The 21,313-nt window shown below is 34.3% G+C and carries 19 protein-coding genes and 1 tRNA gene; 9 read left to right on the forward strand and 11 right to left on the reverse strand.

The window, feature by feature from the left end:
* Positions 1-65 precede the first annotated feature (65 nt).
* Positions 66-1,559 carry a serine hydrolase gene (locus tag AC3HD6_RS23170; RefSeq protein ID WP_488898472.1) on the reverse strand — a complete coding sequence of 498 codons (1,494 nt, stop codon included), beginning with the start codon at positions 1,557-1,559 and terminating at the stop codon, positions 66-68.
* Between the two features lie 105 nt (positions 1,560-1,664).
* Between AC3HD6_RS23170 and AC3HD6_RS23175 the strand changes: the two genes are divergently transcribed.
* Positions 1,665-2,852 (forward strand): winged helix-turn-helix domain-containing protein, encoded by a 1,188-nt coding sequence (locus AC3HD6_RS23175; RefSeq protein WP_488898473.1) that lies wholly within the window; start codon positions 1,665-1,667, stop codon positions 2,850-2,852.
* 347 nt (positions 2,853-3,199) lie between these two features.
* Here AC3HD6_RS23175 and AC3HD6_RS23180 read toward each other — a convergent pair whose 3' ends face one another.
* Complete coding sequence (locus AC3HD6_RS23180; RefSeq protein ID WP_068942960.1) at positions 3,200-3,556, reverse strand: winged helix-turn-helix transcriptional regulator; 357 nt, start codon at positions 3,554-3,556, stop codon at positions 3,200-3,202.
* A gap of 150 nt (positions 3,557-3,706) precedes the next feature.
* Between AC3HD6_RS23180 and AC3HD6_RS23185 the strand changes: the two genes are divergently transcribed.
* On the forward strand, positions 3,707-4,339 hold the full coding sequence (locus tag AC3HD6_RS23185; protein ID WP_488898474.1) for an NAD(P)H-dependent oxidoreductase: 633 nt from the start codon (positions 3,707-3,709) through the stop codon (positions 4,337-4,339).
* Between the two features lie 89 nt (positions 4,340-4,428).
* The gene (locus AC3HD6_RS23190; protein ID WP_488898475.1) at positions 4,429-5,415 is read left to right on the forward strand and encodes an MsnO8 family LLM class oxidoreductase; all 987 of its coding nucleotides are present in this window, start codon (positions 4,429-4,431) and stop codon (positions 5,413-5,415) included.
* Between the two features lie 115 nt (positions 5,416-5,530).
* Here AC3HD6_RS23190 and AC3HD6_RS23195 read toward each other — a convergent pair whose 3' ends face one another.
* Together AC3HD6_RS23195 and AC3HD6_RS23200 are read right to left on the reverse strand one after the other, a co-directional pair.
* Positions 5,531-5,782, reverse strand: a complete 252-nt coding sequence (locus tag AC3HD6_RS23195) for a hypothetical protein (RefSeq protein ID WP_488898476.1) — start codon at positions 5,780-5,782, stop codon at positions 5,531-5,533.
* A gap of 77 nt (positions 5,783-5,859) precedes the next feature.
* A complete protein-coding gene (locus AC3HD6_RS23200) occupies positions 5,860-6,402 on the reverse strand; it encodes a hypothetical protein (RefSeq protein ID WP_488898477.1) in 543 nt (180 codons plus the stop codon).
* Positions 6,403-6,772: 370 nt separating this feature from the next.
* Here AC3HD6_RS23200 and AC3HD6_RS23205 point away from each other — a divergent pair, with 370 nt between their 5' ends.
* On the forward strand, positions 6,773-7,717 hold the full coding sequence (locus tag AC3HD6_RS23205) for an MBL fold metallo-hydrolase (protein WP_488898478.1): 945 nt from the start codon (positions 6,773-6,775) through the stop codon (positions 7,715-7,717).
* A 52-nt stretch (positions 7,718-7,769) separates the two neighbouring features.
* Here the strand turns inward: AC3HD6_RS23205 and arr are convergent, their stop codons facing one another.
* Entirely contained in the window at positions 7,770-8,177 is a 408-nt protein-coding gene (gene arr / locus AC3HD6_RS23210) for an NAD(+)--rifampin ADP-ribosyltransferase (RefSeq protein WP_488898488.1), read from the reverse strand.
* Between the two features lie 372 nt (positions 8,178-8,549).
* The gene (locus tag AC3HD6_RS23215; protein WP_488898479.1) at positions 8,550-9,890 is read right to left on the reverse strand and encodes a hypothetical protein; all 1,341 of its coding nucleotides are present in this window, start codon (positions 9,888-9,890) and stop codon (positions 8,550-8,552) included.
* A gap of 297 nt (positions 9,891-10,187) precedes the next feature.
* Between AC3HD6_RS23215 and AC3HD6_RS23220 the strand changes: the two genes are divergently transcribed.
* Positions 10,188-10,610, forward strand: a complete 423-nt coding sequence (locus AC3HD6_RS23220) for a DUF6705 family protein (protein WP_488898480.1) — start codon at positions 10,188-10,190, stop codon at positions 10,608-10,610.
* Positions 10,611-10,626: 16 nt separating this feature from the next.
* Positions 10,627-11,301, forward strand: a complete 675-nt coding sequence (locus tag AC3HD6_RS23225; RefSeq protein ID WP_488898481.1) for a suppressor of fused domain protein — start codon at positions 10,627-10,629, stop codon at positions 11,299-11,301.
* Between the two features lie 89 nt (positions 11,302-11,390).
* Here AC3HD6_RS23225 and AC3HD6_RS23230 read toward each other — a convergent pair whose 3' ends face one another.
* The gene (locus AC3HD6_RS23230; RefSeq protein ID WP_488898482.1) at positions 11,391-11,711 is read right to left on the reverse strand and encodes a hypothetical protein; all 321 of its coding nucleotides are present in this window, start codon (positions 11,709-11,711) and stop codon (positions 11,391-11,393) included.
* A 277-nt stretch (positions 11,712-11,988) separates the two neighbouring features.
* Here AC3HD6_RS23230 and AC3HD6_RS23235 point away from each other — a divergent pair, with 277 nt between their 5' ends.
* Together AC3HD6_RS23235 and AC3HD6_RS23240 are read left to right on the forward strand one after the other, a co-directional pair.
* Positions 11,989-12,861, forward strand: a complete 873-nt coding sequence (locus AC3HD6_RS23235) for an AraC family transcriptional regulator (protein ID WP_488898483.1) — start codon at positions 11,989-11,991, stop codon at positions 12,859-12,861.
* A gap of 161 nt (positions 12,862-13,022) precedes the next feature.
* Positions 13,023-14,255, forward strand: a complete 1,233-nt coding sequence (locus tag AC3HD6_RS23240) for a TCR/Tet family MFS transporter (protein WP_488898484.1) — start codon at positions 13,023-13,025, stop codon at positions 14,253-14,255.
* Positions 14,256-14,855: 600 nt separating this feature from the next.
* On the opposite strand, the gene AC3HD6_RS23245 is transcribed toward AC3HD6_RS23240, so the two are convergent.
* The 4 genes from AC3HD6_RS23245 to AC3HD6_RS23260 all read right to left on the reverse strand — a co-directional run bounded on the left by AC3HD6_RS23245 (position 14,856) and on the right by AC3HD6_RS23260 (position 20,404).
* Positions 14,856-15,893 (reverse strand): hypothetical protein, encoded by a 1,038-nt coding sequence (locus AC3HD6_RS23245; protein WP_488898485.1) that lies wholly within the window; start codon positions 15,891-15,893, stop codon positions 14,856-14,858.
* Position 15,894: 1 nt separating this feature from the next.
* Positions 15,895-18,771, reverse strand: coding sequence for a hypothetical protein (locus tag AC3HD6_RS23250; protein WP_488898486.1), 2,877 nt, complete (start codon positions 18,769-18,771; stop codon positions 15,895-15,897).
* Complete coding sequence (locus tag AC3HD6_RS23255; RefSeq protein WP_068942947.1) at positions 18,749-19,246, reverse strand: DUF4280 domain-containing protein; 498 nt, start codon at positions 19,244-19,246, stop codon at positions 18,749-18,751. The genes AC3HD6_RS23250 and AC3HD6_RS23255 overlap by 23 nt, the downstream gene beginning before the upstream one ends.
* Before the next feature lie 111 nt (positions 19,247-19,357).
* On the reverse strand, positions 19,358-20,404 hold the full coding sequence (locus AC3HD6_RS23260; RefSeq protein WP_488898487.1) for a hypothetical protein: 1,047 nt from the start codon (positions 20,402-20,404) through the stop codon (positions 19,358-19,360).
* Between the two features lie 626 nt (positions 20,405-21,030).
* On the opposite strand from AC3HD6_RS23260, the gene AC3HD6_RS23265 reads away from it, so the two are divergent.
* Positions 21,031-21,115 (forward strand) — tRNA-Ser (locus tag AC3HD6_RS23265).
* The last annotated feature ends 198 nt before the right edge of the window (positions 21,116-21,313 follow it).

Here is a 21,313-nt window from a genome sequence, read left to right on the forward strand (position 1 = left end):
AATCATCTGCTCAAAAAGCAACTTTATTAGAATAATTACCGTATGATAGACAACTTTTAATTAAATCATTTCACTTTTTTAAATAGTGTTCCACCCTGTATATCCATCATCACTCCACTCACATTACCTTTGTCATCAAGATTGAAATTGAAGTCAAAATCAGGATTCATTTGCTGAGGAACATCTTCTGTAAGTTTTGAAGAGAAAAGATCATACTGCTTATGAACCAATATAAATTTGAATGTAGGAAAAGTTATATACAAACTATTTCCTATTCTTGAAATAATAAAATTTCCATATCCTTTATTGGAATATTCACCACAATACGAATCCAGCTCATGAGTTGGCTTTTTCTTTTCATTAATAGCTGTACTCAATACCTTATCAGGCTTTATGATATCATATAATTCTTTTTCATAAAGATATGGTTTATGATCGTCCAATCCCAACATCCTTATAGAAATCATATTGGCAATTGTACTGGAAAGGTCCGAGTTATGCTGATTCGCTAATACAACGATTCCAAATTTTTCTGCCGGAAATAGAAAAACACTGGAGTTAAAACCTGATACTGCCCCAGCATGCCATACTTTATAATGGCCTTTGAAAATCTGGGTAAACCAACCATAGCCATGTCCAAATAAAAAGTTTTTCTGATCCGGATTCACAGGAGGTGTTCCATCAATCACTGTCTTGGTACTTATTGCATTATTCACATACTTTTTTGAAATGATTGCTTTATTTTCAAAACTACCATTATTTAGCCAAAGTCTGATCCAATTCCCCATATCTGCTGCAGAGCTGTTAATAGCTGCTCCAGGTTTATCATTATCAGGTTTTTGAAATAATACCTTTTCAATACTGTTATGGTAAAGTCCATAGGGATAAGAAAAGTCTTTCTGTTTTATAACCTCATCCACTGATGTATTACTGCTATTCATTTTTAAAGGATTCAATATCTTCTCCATGATCAGATCATCCCAGTTTTTATTATTAAGCTGTTCTGCAATGGTTCCTAACATCAGATAGCCAAAATTGCTGTATTTCCAGCTATTCCTAGGTTCTCCATTTTCTTTTAAAAAAGGAAGCCTCTGCATTAGATCAATTCTTTTGGCAGCAGGAAAAAAAACATAAGTACCATCTATACTCCCCAATCCACTTCGATGTTCCAGCAAATCTTCAATGGTAATTAAACTATTCATCCTATCTGTTGGAAATGTAAGACCGGGGATATATTTGGAAGGTTTATCCTGAAGAGATAGTTTCTTTTCATCTTCCAGCATTCCTATTAAAGCTGACGTAAATGCCTTGGTATTACTTCCAATACCAAAAATGGTATGAGGAGTCACCGGAAGTTTATTTTCATAATCCCTATACCCATATCCTTTGGTATATATTATTTCATCATTCTTTACAATTGCTACTGATAAACCTACTCCTTTGTAATCATTTAAAATTTTATTGATTTCTTTATCCAATCCTTTCAGATTTTCTTTTACTTTCTGGCTTAATAGGAAATGACACAATAATATACTCAGCAGATACATTATTTTTTTCATAGTAATAAGTTTTTAAATTTGCTATAATTTCAAGTAGTATAAATTTACATTTATTCCTCCTAAATATGAATCAAATACTTTTGTAATTCCATGAAAATGAAAGCAATGTCTTTATTACAAACCTTACAGCTTATTACATTAGAGCGCCAGGGACTAACACAATCTACTCCTTTTGGAACCGGAAAAGAGGCTGTGCTTACTGCTATGGAGCGTCTAGGATATATACAGATTGATACATTATCTGTAATAGAGAGAGCCCATCATCACACTTTGTGGACAAGGATTCCTGATTTTCAGACAAATGATCTGGAAGAACTGGTGGAGGAACGTAGAATATTTGAATACTGGTTTCATGCTGCCTCTTACCTTCCTATGCAAGATTTTCGCTATGCATTGCCTCAAATGCTTCATGTAAAGCAAAGTGATTCTCATTATTATAAAGCAGATAAAAAGATCATGGAATATGTAGTAGATACGATTCGCGCAGAAGGCCCCAAAATGGCAAGAGATTTTGAGAGTAAAAAGCATAAAACCGGAAGCTGGTGGAACTGGAAACCTACAAAATTAGCTCTTGAAAGACTCTTTATGCAGGGAGACCTAATGATAAGCGGGCGCAGTGGTATGCAGAAAACCTATGATCTTACAGAAAAGGTATTACCTTCATCTATTAATACAACAGCTCCCACTCCATTTGAGTTTGCTGAATATCTGGTAAAAACAACGCTCAATGCGTATGGTTTTACCACTTTAAAACAGATCACCCATCTCCGGAAAGGTGATGTGTTGAAAAAAAATGTGAATTTGGTTTTACAGTCATTGCTTGAAAAGGGTGAAATACAAAAAATCTCTATTGAAGGGCTTCCTTCTGTCTTTATTCAAAGTGGTTTGTTTGAAAAATCTAATGATATTGATAATCCAGAGATCAGGTTACTATCTCCCTTTGACAATTCTGTTATTCATCGTGACCGAATCAAACTTATTTTTGATTTTGATTTCCGTCTTGAATGTTATGTTCCTAAGGAAAAAAGGCAGTATGGTTATTTCTGTCTGCCTATCTTGTTTGGAAGCACATTTATCGGAAGAGTGGATTGTAAAGCTCATAGAAAGGAAAAAAAATTAGAACTCATTCATCTACATATTGAAAATACAGCCATTTCTCCTGAGCTTTGGTTACCTTCTTTTTCCAAAGCAGTAAGACGTTTTGCTTCTTTTAATGGTTGTGAATCATTACTTCTGACTCAAGTAAGTCCATCTACGTTGAAAAAAACAATCAATAAAGCACTATCTCATTAACTGAGAATATATAAAACTGCAACTCTAAGAACTGTCGTTTCTTTAACTTTACTTTACAAACTGCTTCAGCCTTTTTTCTGCCTATTTTAAAATGACTTATGAGCTGTGAATTGTTCAATCTGTTTTTTGATAATCCAATACTCTCAAAATATCACATTCAATATAAGCACAGTGTCTTTGAGAACATCTTTCTTTGCTTTTATAAATAGGAGGAAACATCCGCCCATTAAGTTCCAGAATATGCATAGTATCCTGGTCTTCTTTTTTATAATACAGCGAACTAAAGAACAAACTCTCATTACCTATAAATATTAAGGGTTCTATATTTTTGACAATGTAAGTTATGCTTAACTTTTAAGCAGCTGTTCTCTGTATTCTATTCCCCATTTGGCCATAGTATCAATAATATCATGCAGGCTTTTTCCAAAGTCTGTAAGTTCATAATCTACTGTTACAGGCATAGTATTATTTTGGGTTCGGCTCACCAGATTATTCATTTCCAAATCCTTCAGTTCCTTTGAAAGGGTTTTAGCAGCAATACCTTCAAGTTGTCTTTTCAGATCCATGAAACGCATTTTACCCCCAAAATACAGATGGCTGATGATAATGGTTTTCCATTTTCCTTCCAATAAATATACAGTATCCTTTACGCCACGGATATGGTTTTTGCACTCTGGTCCCAATTCCAATCTTTCCTTTTTCATATTGAATCATTAGATCACAAAATTAGGTAATTATTCAAAAATATTGAAACTTGGTTACTTACAGGTAACTAGTTACCTATGGGTAACAGGTATATATAAGCAACTGCTTTTGATGTAATTTTGCATCATCAATCAGTAATAATACAATTTATGTCACTACAGGAAACACTAAACTGGAGATCTGCTACGAAAGCGTATAATGGAAAAACCATTGAAGATGATAAAATGGAGCAAATACTGGAAGCTATCCGTCTTGCCCCTTCAAGCTCAGGATTACAGCCATTTAAAGTTTTAGTTATTACAAATAAGGAATTAAGAAAAAAATTACAGCCTATTTCTTGCCATCAGGATCAGATTGTACAAGCTTCTCATATCCTGGTCTTTGCTGCGTGGGATGAATATACCACAGAAAGAGTGGATTCATTTTTTGAATTCAGTAATCAGGTAAGAAAACTGCCCAACAATGCTACAGATGATTATCGCTTGAACTTATTGGGCATGCTGGAAAAACAAACCAGAGACCAGCATTTTAATAATGCTTCCAAACAAACTTATATTGCTTTAGGTTTTGGACTTTTGGCAGCAGCTGATCTTAGAATAGATGCTACTCCAATAGAAGGCTTTAATAATGAAGCGGTAGATAAACTGCTTAGCCTACCTGAACAAGGTTTAAAAAGTACTGTTGTAATGGCTCTTGGCTATAAAGATGAAGAAACCGACTGGTGGGGAAAACTGGATAGAGTAAGAAGATCGAAGGAAGAGCTCTTTGTGGAGATCAACTAAATTAAGGATAAAATTCGTTATAAAAAACAGGAGATCTTTTGAAGGTCTCTCTTTTTTTATCTTAAATTGATACAAGATAAATCATTACAATGGAACTGAAATTAAGTATCCTGGATCAGACTCCCATTATTAAAGGCGGAAATGCTGCTCTGGCTCTCAAGAACAGTCTGGCATTGGCAGGAATAGCTGATAAACAAGGCTATCACAGTATTCTGTATTCAGAACATCATGGTGTGGAAGCGTATGGAAGTTCCAGTCCGGAAATCCTTGCAGCAACAGTTCTTGCCAATACAAAAAACATTAAGGTAGGCACCGGAGGAATTATGCTCCGTAATTATTCTGCATTTAAAATTGCTGAGTGGGCCAAAATGCTTGCCATACTTTATCCCAATCGTTTTATACTGGGTTTGGGAAAAGCTCCCGGTGGGCTAAAGGATGCTGTATTGGCTTTGAATGGTCATAAACTTCCTATTCTTAACAGTATCAATGATAAGCTGGAAGAAATTATAGATTATTTAAAAGAGCAAAATTATAAGGATACTGATCTCTTTGCCCAACCTACTTATGTTTCAGCATTACCTGAGATCACCTGGTTGGGTTCCGGAGAAAATTCTGCGAAAGAAGCGGCTAAATACGGTATATCCTACTCTATGGCCGATTTCATTGCAGACGGATCCAATACGGAAATCCATACCCTATATCAGAAAGAATTTAATCAGTACGGATATAACAAACATCCTTCATTTCAGGTAGCGATCTCAGTTTCTGTTGCGGAGACTCTGGAACAGGCACGTTATAATGCATTTGGAATGGTATATCAGTTCCTTGAATCCAGAAATATTTTAGCACCAGCTGCATTAAAGCCCTCTGAAGAAGTGCAATCTCTTATTCATGAGACTGAAGATCAAAACCTTTTCAATATTTTATTGAATAAGGTAGTGATGGGTACTCCGGACACTATTCATTTAAAACTTGAAGAAAAAGCATTGCAATACGGAACCCAGAATCTTGTTCTGTTATCCAATATGTTCAACGAAGAAGACAGGCTTTTTACCTATAAAAGTATGATTCAATAAAAGTGAGTATATGAAAATATCGGTTTTCAAAAAAGTTTAGAATATACCAGAAAAATAGCCAGAAAATATGATTATTTCTGGCTTAGTTTATTAAAAAGTATAAGATCCTATTTTTCTATTTCAAATTTCTGGATTCCAGTTCTTTTTCTAATTCCTGATTACGTTTGTTCCATTGAATTCCCAGGAAGCCTGCAAAAAATAAGGGGAAAAAGGTAAAAAATCCGATTCCGTGGTTCACACTGCTATACACAGCAACACCAACAAAGAAACCTATAAGAACAGCATTGATTATTTTATCAGATTTGGATTTTTTCTTTTTTTCTAATAATTCCTGGTCAGTTAATTTATTGAACTCTTTTTCATTCATGGGTATCGTTTTTAGTTTTTTATTTGAGCTCCAGCTAACTTACAAAAGTTTTGTATTTTGTCAATAACAATTTTTAATTAGTTAGCAGCAGGATCAATCAGTTCAGTAGTAATACTTAAAGATTTCAAAAGATTTTTATCATCAAAAAATAATGTTGTGAAGTGCTTTTCATTTTTGAAAATAAGTTTTGATCCTCCGGAAAATTCACTATCGGCAACCAATTTTTGAACTTTTGCTCCATTCTTTTTGAATTGGCTTTTTGCTTCATCTAATGTTGTTTTGTTCATTGTAAGGCCATAAGGCAATCCTCCGATGACCAAAGCATTATGTTCCGATATATCAAAAAACATTTCATTAATAATATTATTCTTTCCAAGTCCTGAATAAAGCTCTAATCCTGATTTTGTTGGCCATTTGGCATATTTTTCACCATTGGCATCTTCATAGAATATCGTTTTTGTATTCAAAGCCTTCGACATTTTATCTGGGGTTTGTGGAAAAATAAATTCAGATTTTTTATTCAGTAAAGAATTGAGCGCAGCTGTTTTTTGAGAAAAGACACTCATACTTAATAATTGAAAAAATACGGCAAGAACTAAGGTGAAAGGTTTTATTTTCATGTTGATTATTTTGATGGTTTTCGGGTTTAAAGATATTAAAAATACAGTAATAAGTTGGAGGTTGGAAGCTGGAAGTTACTATTTAACGAGCCATTACTGTATCACTTTTTAAGGAAACGCAAAGTTTTATGATACTGATTGTATATTTTTAAGGAGGCAAAGATGGAATCAATTTCATTGACTCTTTCTAAGCATATGCATAACCTATCATTTTATCTGACTTATCAAATCAACTTTTTGTTTAGCTTAAATCTTTTGCCCTTGAACTCTTTTTCTTCAATAATGACAGGCTATTGATAAGCAGAACCGGGAAAAAATAATGTAAATTTGTACCATCCTGCGATAAAGGCAGGATTTAGTCTTTAATATCATGAAAAAAACAGCATTTTCTTTACTGGCGCTTTTGTTTCATTTTGCATGCCAGGCACAAAATTTTGACGTTATTCCATTAGGGATCTATGGCGGAGAACAGGAAGATAATTTATCTGCTTATTTGGTAGGAACAACTAATGATAATACATTTCTTTGCCTTGATGCCGGAACTGTAAACACCGGAATCCGAAAAGCAATTCAAGAAAAAAGCCTCATCGGTCCAGAAGAAACTGTTCTAAAAGATCAGATTAAAGGATATTTTATTTCTCACGGTCATTTGGATCATTTAGCTGGTCTTATCATCAACTCTCCGGCTGATTCTAAAAAAGATATTTTTGCAATCCCATCGGTAATTCAAATCCTTCAGAATCATTATTTTATCACAGATACATGGATCAATTTTGCCGATCAGGGCCAGAAGCCCATCCTTGGAAAATACCATTATAATGAGCTCAAGGAAGGAGTAGAAATCCCAACCCCAAAAACCTCTTTTTTCTTAACAGGATATGAGCTTAGCCATGTTAATCCTTATAAAAGCAGTGCTGCACTTGTCAGAAATGAAGACCATTACCTGCTTTATCTGGGTGATACCGGTGCAGATAAAATCGAGAAATCTGACCGCATGGATAACCTCTGGAAAAATGTAGCCCCATTGGTACAAAGCAAGCAATTGAACACCATATTGATCGAAGTTTCTTTCCCAAACAGCCAGCCTGAAAATCTTTTGTTTGGCCACCTTACTCCTAACCTGTTGGTGAAGGAACTGGAAAATCTGAAGGAAAAAACGGGGCAAAAAGATCTGGAAGGCCTGAATATCGTGATTACGCATAGAAAACCTACAGGTAACAATCCTGAGATCATCAAACAGGAACTATTGAAAAACAATCCTTTAAAATTAAAATATATTTTCCCGGAACAGGGCAAAAGAATTAACTTACCATAGTCATAAAGAGCGATGAAACTGATGTCTCATCGTTCTTATATTTGTATTTCGACTAATTGATTATTTCCCCTTTACCATCTTTCAGTTTTCCACGGAAGTTCTGAAGCTCTTCAGGGTTGGGTTTACTCCATTCTGTCACTTTTCCAATAATTTTCAAGGGAAGATCTGAACGATAAGAACGGGTCAAATTACCTGGAAATTTTTTATCGGTTAGATTCGGATCATTTTCAAAAGGCCCCGTGGGTTCTACGATATACACTCTTTCAACGCCATCTCCTTTTGCTAAAGCAGCAGCGAGCCCTGCACCATTAGGTAATGCTGTGAAATAAATATGATTCATCCTGAATTCATCTTTATAGTTGGAATTACCGCCCGGTGTTAGCAGGCCTCCTATCGGTAAATCGGCTTTTGTACCATGATAGAAAGGACCTTGATCAAAAATTTTATCTTTTATTGACAAAGCAAGCGCTTGATATTCCTTTGATTTTTCCGGATCAGAAAGTGCTTCATAGCTTTCAGCCATCTTTAAATAAAGAGTATAAAAAGCACTTTTAGCAGTATCATCATTTGTTTTTAAAGCATGTGATAAGGCTGTTTCAAACCACTTCAACCCATCAGAAGGTATAGTTTGATTTCGGGCAATATAATACGCCGCAAGAAATTTTTCAAAATCGTTTGTCGCCTCATTCCAGGCTTGCTCAAATAATTTCTCTGCTTCTTGAGGATTATTTTGTTCTTCTCTGCTCATCCCCTGGATACAGAGCTTAACAACATTATTAAATGGCGAAAATTCCATGGTATAAATATTTTGTTTCAGATTTTTAAATTTCTATTACTTTTCATTGATATTAAACCTATGTTCCAGAAATGACTCTGTTGAAATCCCATGTTTTTCAAAATCAGAAATGATCATTTCTTTCAATTTTTGAAATCTTTCTGCGGATACTCCATCCCATTCTTTTACTGCCATATAAAAAAATGTCCCCTTATATTTCTGAAGAACTGAACGAACTGATGCATAGTCCATATTTGTAAGGATTTCATCTGTAAAATCACCCTTGAGAGGCAAACTAATGGAAGAACTGAACTCAATGGGTCTAAATGCAGTATCTTTTGATGTCTTGAAATTGGAAGGTGGAAATTCCTCATGTGGATTATAGACAGTCAAATAAACAGGAACAGCATTTTCATCATCCTTACTGAATATACTTTTATTCATTACAGCAAAGAATTTTCCAGGTTTATTGATAACCGCCATGTGATAGGCAACACTATCAGGATGTTTAATATATTTTTCAAGAATTTCATTATCTTCTGTACGCCGTAAGCCTATGATTTCTATTTTCGGCGTATATGGATTGCCTCCTATCTCCGGAACAAATTCTATAGAGGCTTTCGGATCATTAGTAAGAAGTGCTATCGGACCAAATTTCAGTGCATAATCAGCTGCTGCTTTTTGAGCCCGCTCAAGATTTTTCTCATAATCAGATTCTATTTGGAGCATGGCTCTTGTGAGCGATCTTGCGTCTTCATTTCTTTTGTTTTGAATAATATCTGAGCCACAGGTACGGGCCAGTATTAACAGAGCAGATACCACTGACAAAGAAATGCCAATATATTTATAATTCCGATTTTTGGAGACTTGCAGCTGTTTTACAAGATGGGACTCTTTTTCCTGTTTATTTTTCCCTATCTCTTCTTCATTGGTATGAAAAGACTGTTGAGCATTCTGTTCCAGATTCATGAGAAGCTCATCCCTGAATGCAATGAATGTTTCAATATCATCTGCTGATTTTTGATTCCGGGGATTAAATTGCCATACCAGCTTTTTTCCATTTTTCAGCTTGATCCGCATAGAAGGTGGCGGAGCCTGCAGAAAATTATATGGTGGAATGCTGTGTATATCTTCATAACGAATACGGCCATACTTTTCTGAAGTAAAACCTTCAATATCTACTGTAAGCGTATCTGTTTCACTTGATATTTTGATAAACTGGGCTATACAATACAGTATGGCTCCGATTCCGAGCGGAATGATGATCCATAAACTCCATGGAATAGTATCCAGAAGAGCAATACTCAACAAAATTACAACCAAAGGAATTCCAAAAAGAAACAGCAAAACATATAAAGCACCTTTGCTATTCTGGTATTTGAATGTAAATTGTTTCATGATTTGGTATTTAGTTCCCATTATATGATGACCATAAATTTAATATAAACCTGCGATATCATCATCATTAAAATTGGCAAGCTTATGATTTGTACTTTTGCTGCTTTAAAGCACTTTCAAATTCTTTTTGAAAATTTCATGGCCTCCGAATATAATAGGACTTTTGGCATTCCGTAATTATCTATAATCACACTTCCAATTAACGGTTTCAGAAGTGTAGAATTTGAAAAATAACATTATATTTAAAGAAACAATATGCCTTCTGTTACTATAAGAAACAACCCAATAATCTAATGTATGAAAGTTATAAAAAGACTGTGCTATACTTTATTATTTCTATTGATGGGTATATACAATGCACAAACTCACGAAATTCTTCAAAGTACTAAGGATGCCTTTAAAGGATATTGGGTGTATAAAAATAAATATTTCACAAACTCTTTAATCATTGATTTTGAACAAGGAAAGGATTTTGCTATTTTCACAGATATTGGAACCGGTGAAGCACCACCCCGCATCTTTCAGGCTGTAATGAAAGGAAATTTATTAATTATCCCTGCCCAGCAGCATACAAATGATTATATAGAGCTGGAAGTTATAAAAGGGGGACTGCATTTAAGGGTTAAACAGGTAACATGGGATGATAAAGGAAATATAGTCAATACTAATAATAAACCCGAAGAAAAAACGATTTTTAAACGCAGAACTCAGAGAGATTAAAACAAAGAAAATAAATATGGACAAAGAACTTATCAAAAAAATACAGGATAAAAAACACTATCATGAAAATGTTGAAGCATTGGAGAAACATCTGGACCAACATTTCAAAAGTGAGGAAATGACTGTTTTTCATGAGATGCTTTCTCTTGATTTTCACCTGGATGTCTACTTTATCCAACCTAAAGATGAAGACTTTAATCTGTTGATAACTTCTGGTATGAGTCTGCTGGAAATGCAGGTTCCCGATGCCATCGAAAATAAAGAAGATTATACTTTTGCAGAACTTTTGATCTTGCTTCCTAAAGATCTGAAATTTGAAAAAACGTTTCCAAGTGAAGGAGAAAATGATTGGATCATAGGCATGATAAAAGATATGGCAAGATTTCCACATCATCAGGATACATTCTTAACGGAAGGACATTCTCTACAGGCATGGAGTGATATTTCAGAACCATATGACGAAAACACTCAGTTTACAAGCTGTATTTTATTGCCTTCTGCTACTTTTGATGACGATTTTATGCAGATCACCAGTGATGATAGAATTATTAATCTCTATACCCTTTTTCCACTCTACCAAAATGAACTGGAATATAAAATAGAAAATGGTTATGGTAAGTTTTTCGACTTACTGATTGCTGGTAATATCCCTGATATTCTTGACAATAACCGTAAAAATTTGTTAGGTTAAACTATAATAGAAATATAAATTTTCAAGTCTGATAGTTGAGTTCTTACATTCGGTTATCAGGCTTTTTTTAATTAAAAAAATATTGGAGTTTATTTCTTTCTGATAATGATATCTCCTTCTGATAACCTTACATCTTTATCATTGATTTTCAGTTCAGCCCATTGAGCTGGATCATCCGATTCACAATCATTCATAATCCGATAATCTGAATAGCCGCTATGAGAATCCGGCAGTACAAAAATGGTATCAATTGTATTTTTACTGATCTGATAACGATGAAAAATATCCAATAAATGAACAAGTTCTGACAATTCTTTCTTTAACTGCACATTTGCTTCTTTGTTTATTCCTTCGTTGATTAAGTTGTTCAGTTTTTCAATTTCATTGGTCATAAATTCCTTGGCTCCCATCTTTATTTTTTGAATGCTTTTGAACAAAAATAGTTATTTTCAAAAAGAATCAAAAAGAGGTTTTTATCAACCTGACTCCTTTAAAGTTCTATGAGGAAGAGAAACCTGCTTATTCAATTTTTTCACGAAAAAAGAATAGAACATATCAAAAGACCATGTTCCTTTGAAAACGGGTTTTGTTTATGCTTTCATGGAAATTATATACAATTTGTAATATCCCATTAAATATCAGCCCTATATTACTATAATAAATGTGCATTTTTTCCGAACTTTGAGTATGGCTTTATTCTTAACTCCTGACAATGTCTATAATCTGTACCATATTGATCCCTCAAAAAAGATAGAAGGTATTGTTATTCTGCATCAACACAATCATCCAGAAAAGGAATATACAAAGCATACCCGTATATTTGATGGGCTATTGTTAGGCTTTATGATTAAGGGATCTATGAAAGCTCAAATCCACTTTCAGGAATATGAACTCAATGCAGGTGATATTGCTGTATTACAGCCAAAACTCATGATCGACACAAAATCCTTAAGCGAAGATGCAGAAATCGTTACGATTGGGCTGTCTTTAGACTTTATTACAGCATTCCCAGTCCTGCGTGAATTTGTGATGAACAATGAGGTCCGATGGCAGCCTGTGATCAGGCTTCAATCTGAAGAAATAGGTTTACAAAAGGAATTGATAACCCTGATACAAAATTTTTATCATAAAAATTCCACTCCCAAAAAGGCGGAAATGTTACGTCATCTTGTGATTGCTCTCATGTGTATGATTTCGGAAGCCTATTCCGGATTAGCACATCAAAACAGCTTTACTAAAAACCGCACTCATGAAATCATTGATGATTTTTATGTTTTGATTTCAAAATATGCAACCCAGCAGCGAAGTGTTAAATTTTATGCAGAAAAACTTCATTTAACTCCACAATACCTCTCCACTTTTTTGAAACAAAAAACAGGCAAATCAGTATTGCAATGGATTGACCATGCGATGATTCTGCATGCTAAAACATTACTCAAATCCACCAATTTATCTGTTAAACAGATTGGCCATGAATTAAATTTTGAAGATTCCAGTGTCTTCTGTAGATTTTTCAAAAGAATTACCGGGGTTTCACCAAGAAGTTTCAGGAATGGATAATGCACAGCACCTATCTTTAGATGATATGTTATGCAATATTACAAAAAAGACAAATTTCAGGATAATATTCAACAATAAGATCAAAAACAACATTAAAAATAGCACATCAATACCATCAAAGTGTAAAAGAAATAGAGATTATCTAATTCTACTTTTACACCATGAAAAATTCAACAAAAAAAGCGGCTATCGGGTTTATATTTGTAACCTTACTGATCGACATTACAGGCTGGGGAATTATTCTTCCGGTAATACCTAAGCTCATTAAAGAACTTATTCATGGAGACATCAGCGAAGCTGCTCAATATAGCGGCTGGCTTGGTTTCGCTTATGCTTTTACCCAGTTTATATTTTCTCCCGTGGTAGGAAATCTCAGTGACCGGTACGGAAGACGTCCTATTATTTTAATTTCTCTTTTTGGATTTGCTGTAGATTATATTTTTCTGGCGCTTGCTCCTTCTATCGGGTGGTTATTTTTAGGAAGAATCATTGCTGGATTTACTGGAGCAAGTATATCTACAGCAAGCGCCTATATCGCTGATATTTCAACAGATAAAGACAGAGCTAAAAACTTTGGGATGATTGGGGCTGCCCTGGGGATGGGATTCATTATCGGACCTGTTATTGGAGGGCTACTGGGGCATTATGGGTCAAGAATTCCTTTCTATGCAGCTGCCTGTCTTTGTATTTTAAATTTCCTTTATGGATATTTTATTCTTCCTGAAAGTTTGGATAAAGAAAAGAGAAGAAAATTTGAATGGAAACGGGCAAATCCGATCGGGTCCCTCCAGTTTTTGGGCAAGCACCACGAAATCTCCGGTTTGGTTATTGTTTTAATTCTAATCTATATTGGAATTCATGCTGTACAGAGCAACTGGCATTTTTTTACCATGTATACATTTGGCTGGACTGAACGAATGGTCGGAATTTCTCTTGGGGTACTTGGATTATTATTAGGATTGGTTCAAGGTATTCTAATAAGATGGACAACTCCTAAATTGGGGGAATATAAAAGTATTTTCTATGGGTTGATGGGCTATGCCGTAGGATTGTCTTTATTTGCTTTTGCTACACAGGAATGGATGATGTTTATCTTCCTTATCCCCTATAGTTTAGGTGGAATTTGCGGTCCTGCTTTGCAATCAGTCATCACCAAAAATATCCCATCGAATGAACAAGGCGAACTTCAGGGGGCATTAACGAGTTTAGTAAGTGCCACCTCTATTTTAGGGCCTCCAATCATGACTAATTTATTTTATTATTTCACCCATGATGAAGCGCCATTCAAATTTCCAGGAGCACCTTTTCTCTTTGCCTCTATTTTGATGATCATGAGTGTAATCATTCTCCATTTTGTATTCCGAAGAAAGAAGAGAGATACACTGAAGAATTAGAAAGCTTCTCAATATTTTCACGAAAAATCAAAATAACTCTTTTTTAAATAACAACACCAGCTCAAAAATGATCTGGTGTTGTTTCTAAAAATATTTTGATACTCTTCTACTCACACTCTTCAAGAGCAAGGTTCTTTCCCTTTACCCCAATTTTTTTCCCGTGCTCAGTGACTCATTGTGTTACAGCACATCTGATTAATTGTTAAAGGATATTGAGCCTCTGGAGAGGGAGCATAAAGTATTTATATATATTGCTTATGATTCTAAAATTGATATTGCAAAACTAAATACCAATCTGCATAAAGCTACTATTTCTTCTTTTCTTTTCTATTACGCCTAATAAGATAATAAATTGAGGTTGGAATCACAATTAATAAAGCCATCGCTAATGAAATAAATTCCATAATATGATCATACCACGAATAGGAAAAATGAGTCTCTACATAGATAAAACGCAGGATAAAAAGAAAATGAAGAACTGCAATACTATACCAATAATACCTGTATGACTCTATCTCACTTTCTATTATAATTTTGAAAAAAAATACGATACTCATTACCTGAATGAATAAAACTAATATAATCATATTATCTATCTTTTTACTTCCACATCATAAATCCTTGTGTTGCCAAGTCTCTGCCTTCTGGAAGGTAGAGCGTAATGCCGGGTTGATAAATACTCTTGTCTTCTCCATACTCAAGCATTAATGCTCCCCCACCTCTTAATTTAGGATCTAGGCTATCGGTGATAAGGCATAATAATTTCCCATCCCCCATATAATCCATCTTATATGTAGTAATAGGAAGCTGCTTATAATTATCTATCACATACCCTCTATATTCTTCTAATATATTCTTTATATTATTGTCTTTATATAATACTTGTTGAATCCTAGCTGTAGACGGATAAACCAGTTTTAATTCAGCATTTATATCATTATTTACATGGATTTGGCCAATCATTTTATAAAATTCTAATGCTTTCTTTCTTACCAAATCCTGATCTAGCTTTCTCAAATCCTGTCCTTTTGTCCACCCTTCAAACTCATAGGGAACTTCGGCATTAAATGTAAAGCTGAACTCATAAAATTCTTTTCCAGCAGCTTCTTTTGGACTTACTTGTGTTGTAATTACTTTTTCATCATCAAAGCTTTTTTTAGATTTATTATCCATCATGACTACTGAAATATCAACCTTTGCTTTGTCTGATAATTTGGTAGTTGGCACTTGATTTTCTAATCCTAAATCTTTATTAATTAAATCTCCAACGGGATACATTTTTACAGTAACTTTCTGTGAGCCTGATTTCAAAACCGGATATATTCTGATAGGAGTAATTACATTTGATAATTCATAATCACTATTATTAAAAACATCATTAATATATACTTCAATCAAACAATTCTCCTTATTAATTCTAACATAATACATGGGTTCTTTATCATAGTGCTTAATTTGTGAACTTACTTTTGCCACAAAATTAGTTTCCGTAATATCCTTTGCTTCTGGAAAGATATATTGATTGATATCATACATATTTTTAGAATTATTTATTGTTGTTGGTTGATTATTTTCTTTTTTCTGAGCACAACTTAATAAACAAGTATTAGCTATTATTATTAAAAATAGTTTTTTCATATTATCTTTCTGATGGATTTTTAGTCATTTCTGAAGAATTAAATACTAATTGACAAGGCTCCATTAACATAAACTGAGTAGGTTCCTTTTTTGCCAAGACAGTACTTTTACCTTTACCCCTTTGTCCTACCACTTCAGCAGTATACTCATATTCTCCTGCTAGTCCTGTAAAAGCAATTTTATCTTCATGATAAGGCTTACTATCCGCTTTAAAATAGTACCGTCTTTCAATAAAAACATTACCATTTACTTCAAACGCTCCCTTTGCATTTAAATTTTGCATTTCTTTTTCTTCATTATTATTCCATGTTAGTACATGCATACCTCTTACCAATAGATTCTGATTGGTGATACTTCCCGAAAGTTTTAACCTTACAGTAAAAGCTCCTGAAGGCGCAACACTGATTGAAGAATGATCTTTTTTACTTTCACCTTTGGCAAGAGTTACCATATTGAGGCTCTTTTCAGCATTATGAATTTTTAACCAAAAATCAAGGTCTATATGGGCTGTAATATCTTTTTCAAATTCTGCTTCAGCACCAAAAACCTCTTTCAGCGCTGTATCTGTAGCAAACGCCAAAAGTTTATACACTCCATCCAAGGCCGTGTTGGCAACATGTAAAGGATAAGTAATAGCTCCGTACCAGCCAACAGCCTCCTTTCCTCCTTTCACTTTTGTAAGAAACATTCTGCTAACACCTAGACCAAATCCTCCTGTTGCTGCTTTCGCCATATTAAGAGTCATTCCAGCAGGAGTTTTATCCAGTAATAATTCTCCCAGACTCTTCTTTTGCTTTACTCCCATATTGAGGAGCGGACTAATTTTTATTCGCTCTTCCATAACTGGCTGAACCCCAATATTGGGATCATCTGCAAATCTATAGCCTCTAAAATATGATCCTTTCATCATTTCAAGAGTATTTTTTGCCATATTTACGTTTCTTGCAGTTTCAAAAGTTTTCGAATACTTAGTCAATATATTTCCTGCTTTTTTTCCAGCATTTGCAATCTTTGCTCCTTTATTGACAACACTAGCTACTTTTCCCGCTTTCGAAATAAAATTAGCAAGTGCAGCTCCTTCCGTAAGAATAATGAGCAGGACATCAATAAGAATTTCCAAAGTAACCACACCAGCAACCATAGCCTTAAATACTGCGGGGTATTTTTCTGCATAGTCAATCTGTTTTGAATTCTTTTTGCCTGCATTATCAAAATCATAGTAAGCAGTAAATCCAAACTCGTATCTATCAGCCATATCTTTTATGATATCAAGAATAAAATTACGAATAAAAGCAGTTCCAATTACAGGGCTAATAATCGTTGCTGAAAGACGATCTGCTATAGGACTGTTTTTAATCCAATCCAATTCTTCACTCAGCCCCTTTACGGTTTTTATTGTTTTTTGCTGGCCAAAAAGATAGTATTCAGGAATATATGGATCATCAAACAATGCATGAAATCCCCATGCAACATCCGCAAATGTTTTCAAATACAGACTTTTATGATAGCGGCAGGTTTCTACGGGTATTCTATAATATTGTATAAGATCTTTACTGCTGATCTCCCAATCCATTAATACGCTTTTCAATGTAGAATAGGCAGGATCTGTACTAGACATCATACTGGAAAACAGAAAATAATTCTTTAAAAAATCCCAGCTGCTTTTTTCATCATACTCATAATTGAAAGAGGGATAAATGGTAACGTTCTCATCTTCTTTTACCACTTTAACTTTTATCTGACTTTCTTTCAATATCTGGGTGTCTATTACCCGGCCTTTATGCGGTGTCTTCCTATCCCGAACATCATTCTCTGAAAAGAAAGTCTGCTTCATATTTTCTTCAGTATGCTGACATTCTTTGGTATTTACATTTTCAAGCCTTATACTGAGTTCTTTGATATTTTTACTATCTTTAGGAGGAGCAATAGCAGAAACCAGAAATTTCATGTTTCCCAATTGTCCATTCTGATCTTTTCTTACGGGCTCTTTTTCATCAAAAAGTTTTACTTCCGGAGCGTTTCCATATTTGTAAAATACTTTTTCATATTTACAAGGTTCATATTTCTGGGTAAAGTATTTTTCATCATATATTGTGACAGGACTTAGATTGGTGACAGGTTTATCCTGCAGATTGAAATCAAAAAATACATCAAGATATTTCTTTCTCTTATCACCATCAAATAGCAATAAATTGTCATAGGAAATTATAAAATATAATTTTCCTAAAGATTTATGTTTCACTTTTCCTGTAATGGCCAATGTATCAGGCAGCATATCTGCAAGCAGAATAGGCAGAAGGGCAGCATAAAAACTCTTATTTTTGAGAAACTCTTCATGTGAGAGATAAAATCCTTGTATACTATAAAGCTCTGTAATAGTAAAAATACTGGTAAACACCAGTTTAGATTCGCCGTCTCTTCTTTTAAAATAAACATCTATTTTCAGAGGGTGTCCAAATAGTCCAACCCCACTGATATGAGCAGTACTATTGTTATTAATACCCACCTCATAGGCTTCCCTATCTTCTTTGCTATTCCACCATTTTGCTTCAATAATTCTGGGCTTAGCTACTACTATAAGCTGTATGGAAGCAATAGGATTTCCATTTTCATCTTTAGTGGAAATGGTAAAGAGATGAGGTCTTTCATGTGATCCGGCATAGGATTTCAACACAATAAGTTCTGCTTTATTTCCTTTGGTAAGATCTCCCGAATCCAATTGCTCTCCATTGCTGAAAATCGCCCAAATTGCTTTAGAAGCAGCCGGGGTCTCTATAAGTTCCATTTCAAGATTGAAGGAATCTTGTCTGATCGTATCGAAATTAACAACGATTCTGTTGTTTTCAATCTTATGATTACTGGCTACTATCCTGGCCATGATCTTGTTTGGTATTAAAAGTTAAGGAATGTCTTGGTTTTTCGGGCTCTGTAAGCATAGGACAAAGTTCATTCAAAGTATCCGGATCCGACTTCTCTTTATTTTTAGGGCCTAATTCTGCAATTTGTCCATGATTGACAATCGTAATACAATCTGTACCTCCAATGGGACAGGTTGCTTTGCTGTCTTCCAGCAAAACCATTCCGCCATTATCTTCAATAATTATTTTATCGTAATATCCACTCCACTGTGTCACCACAGCAGTACAGGGACTATTATTTTTTTTAGAACAGCTTCCGAAGGTATTCTTTTCGAAAGTTGAGCCTATATCTACATGTGTTGCGGTCAATTTTTTTTTGCCGTCCTTATCGTTGATGTAACGTCTGCTTTGGGTATTTACTTTAAGTTTATCGGGGGTTGTCCCGAAATTGCACTTGCAGATTGCCCCTTGACAAACCAAGTGTTTTTCACTCATATTATTCTATTTGTGTTGATTTAGTGTAAAAATTCTATGGTTGGTGAACCCAATATAGAAAAATTCCAAACAGCAGACAGGACCTTATTCCTGTATACTTTAACAGGCCATTTATAATTCATAAATTCCTATTTCAATTCTTTTATGATGAATTTTCCCTTGTAATTCAATAAAACCTGTTACTGAAAAAATCCTTTTATCTGTTTCATCCATTTTAAATAGAATATCCATACTTCCCTTTACCTTATTATCCGGGTTTCTGCTGATCAAAGCATGAGAAGGGGCATTCCAAAGTTCCAGTTCCGACCTGTTATCTGTACAGGTTCCTGTAAGACGGATCATAAACTTATTACTTTCACTAATCTTCAGATCCGTCTCTAGTTTCATTTTAAATTTTATCCCTGTATGTTTCGGAAAGATAAGATAACGATCTTCAAACTCTATTGTTTGTCCTTCTACATAATTTCTATACAATGGAGTATGCCATATTTTGAAAAAAATGCTGTTCAAAAGCCTGCCTCCATACATCTCTGTATTGCATACCGCCTCTTCTGCTTTGGATAAAATCTCTTGGCCTGTTTCTCCTTGATAATAATCCTCTAATACTGGCCTCAATAGGATCCATCGCTCTTTAATCTCTTTACTATTAACAATATTTTTAAAACTTCCATCTTTATTACAACCGATCATAAGCGGATAAAGACAATGGTCAATCTTATCATACAGCTGCTCTACCAATCGGAAGTTATCGCTGTTATTTACTCTCACAAAATGTTTATTGAATGTTGTTATACAACGTTCTTCATCTGCTTCTTCCGTGATATCAACTTCAAAATCCAATACACTCGCCAATTCTTTATGATTAAAATAACGTTGGGTTATTCCATATTTCTTCGTTGTTCTTCCAATGGCCTTTGTCACTTTATTGTTTGAGTATGCAACTTTGGAAGAAGTAGGAATTTCCTGGTCATAGCTTATCGGAATCAAAATATTTTTGAGTTGTTTAGGCAGCATATCTCCATAGATGTATTCATCTACTATTCCACAATGAAGATTATGATAATACACAAGTTCAGCAACAGGTAATCCCAATTTACCAGCAACAGTTGAAGGCGTATCTCCAGCCTCTACCTGATATTTCCTGTGCATTTTTTTCATGATTTTATTTTATATCATTAATCTTACTCTATTGATTTTGAATATCTATTTCGTATTTGGAAAAGATCTCATTGATAAAATCATAAAACATTTTTCGAATGGGCTGATGCCCTTTGATTTTATCTATCTTAAGAATAAAACCTTTATTCCAAACTTAGGTCAATAAACTGCTTGTCTTTAGAAGTATAATCAGAAAGAAAGCAGAATACTTCTATTCTACAGGCAATAGTATTTTTCTTTCAATTTTCTTTGATGTTTTTCATGTTACTTAGTGATTTAATATGCAATATAGTAGCAATAAATCTCACGGACAAATGAATTGGACACAAATTCATAAATTGTCGTAATTCTACGACTTTTTTTATCCAAATACACTCAACTATCGACAAACACCCTATTTTTAGTTTAATTTCATTAAAATTAAAGCCCATGTATAATCTCTCTTCCAAATAATGATAGTCAAAAATACTTTAATACCTCTATTCCCTTAAACCTAAATCTTATGAAAAGTCTTATCTGTTGACTTGTTCAAAAAAATATTAAATTTTCTCAAAAAAAATTTTGCCACAAATTAAAAACTCCCTATATTTGCACCACTAAAAAACAACGATACTATCGGAGTTTAAGGAGAGTTGGCAGAGTGGTCGATTGCGGCAGTCTTGAAAACTGTTGACTGTAACAGGTCCGGGGGTTCGAATCCCTCACTCTCCGCAAAAAAAGGTACAAATCATATGATTTGTACCTTTTTTCATTTAAAAACTAAATGAACAACCCATGAAAACGGATCAAGCACAAAATCTGGGGGCTAAGCAAAAAGTTTGGTTAATCTGAAGATAAAGAAAGTTTTATCTTTTACACCTCTAAGCTGTAATCTAAAGTTTTTAATCTTGGCATTAAAGGATTCAGCAG

This window comes from Chryseobacterium sp. II3a, assembly GCF_057815135.1.

What these genes read in the sequence shown, in the direction of transcription:
- AC3HD6_RS23195 (WP_488898476.1), bottom strand. Translation starts at nt 5,782, where the DNA reads ATGAATGAAAAAGAGTTCAATAAATTAACTGACCAGGAATTATTAGAA.
- AC3HD6_RS23225 (WP_488898481.1), top strand. Translation starts at nt 10,627, where the DNA reads ATGGACAAAGAACTTATCAAAAAAATACAGGATAAAAAACACTATCAT.
- AC3HD6_RS23200 (WP_488898477.1), bottom strand. Translation starts at nt 6,402, where the DNA reads ATGAAAATAAAACCTTTCACCTTAGTTCTTGCCGTATTTTTTCAATTA.
- AC3HD6_RS23245 (WP_488898485.1), bottom strand. Translation starts at nt 15,893, where the DNA reads ATGAAAAAACTATTTTTAATAATAATAGCTAATACTTGTTTATTAAGT.
- AC3HD6_RS23190 (WP_488898475.1), top strand. Translation starts at nt 4,429, where the DNA reads ATGGAACTGAAATTAAGTATCCTGGATCAGACTCCCATTATTAAAGGC.
- AC3HD6_RS23215 (WP_488898479.1), bottom strand. Translation starts at nt 9,890, where the DNA reads ATGAAACAATTTACATTCAAATACCAGAATAGCAAAGGTGCTTTATAT.
- AC3HD6_RS23255 (WP_068942947.1), bottom strand. Translation starts at nt 19,246, where the DNA reads ATGAGTGAAAAACACTTGGTTTGTCAAGGGGCAATCTGCAAGTGCAAT.
- AC3HD6_RS23250 (WP_488898486.1), bottom strand. Translation starts at nt 18,771, where the DNA reads ATGGCCAGGATAGTAGCCAGTAATCATAAGATTGAAAACAACAGAATC.
- AC3HD6_RS23220 (WP_488898480.1), top strand. Translation starts at nt 10,188, where the DNA reads ATGAAAGTTATAAAAAGACTGTGCTATACTTTATTATTTCTATTGATG.
- AC3HD6_RS23240 (WP_488898484.1), top strand. Translation starts at nt 13,023, where the DNA reads ATGAAAAATTCAACAAAAAAAGCGGCTATCGGGTTTATATTTGTAACC.
- AC3HD6_RS23235 (WP_488898483.1), top strand. Translation starts at nt 11,989, where the DNA reads ATGGCTTTATTCTTAACTCCTGACAATGTCTATAATCTGTACCATATT.
- AC3HD6_RS23180 (WP_068942960.1), bottom strand. Translation starts at nt 3,556, where the DNA reads ATGAAAAAGGAAAGATTGGAATTGGGACCAGAGTGCAAAAACCATATC.
- AC3HD6_RS23205 (WP_488898478.1), top strand. Translation starts at nt 6,773, where the DNA reads ATGAAAAAAACAGCATTTTCTTTACTGGCGCTTTTGTTTCATTTTGCA.
- AC3HD6_RS23260 (WP_488898487.1), bottom strand. Translation starts at nt 20,404, where the DNA reads ATGAAAAAAATGCACAGGAAATATCAGGTAGAGGCTGGAGATACGCCT.
- AC3HD6_RS23185 (WP_488898474.1), top strand. Translation starts at nt 3,707, where the DNA reads ATGTCACTACAGGAAACACTAAACTGGAGATCTGCTACGAAAGCGTAT.
- AC3HD6_RS23170 (WP_488898472.1), bottom strand. Translation starts at nt 1,559, where the DNA reads ATGAAAAAAATAATGTATCTGCTGAGTATATTATTGTGTCATTTCCTA.
- AC3HD6_RS23230 (WP_488898482.1), bottom strand. Translation starts at nt 11,711, where the DNA reads ATGGGAGCCAAGGAATTTATGACCAATGAAATTGAAAAACTGAACAAC.
- AC3HD6_RS23175 (WP_488898473.1), top strand. Translation starts at nt 1,665, where the DNA reads ATGTCTTTATTACAAACCTTACAGCTTATTACATTAGAGCGCCAGGGA.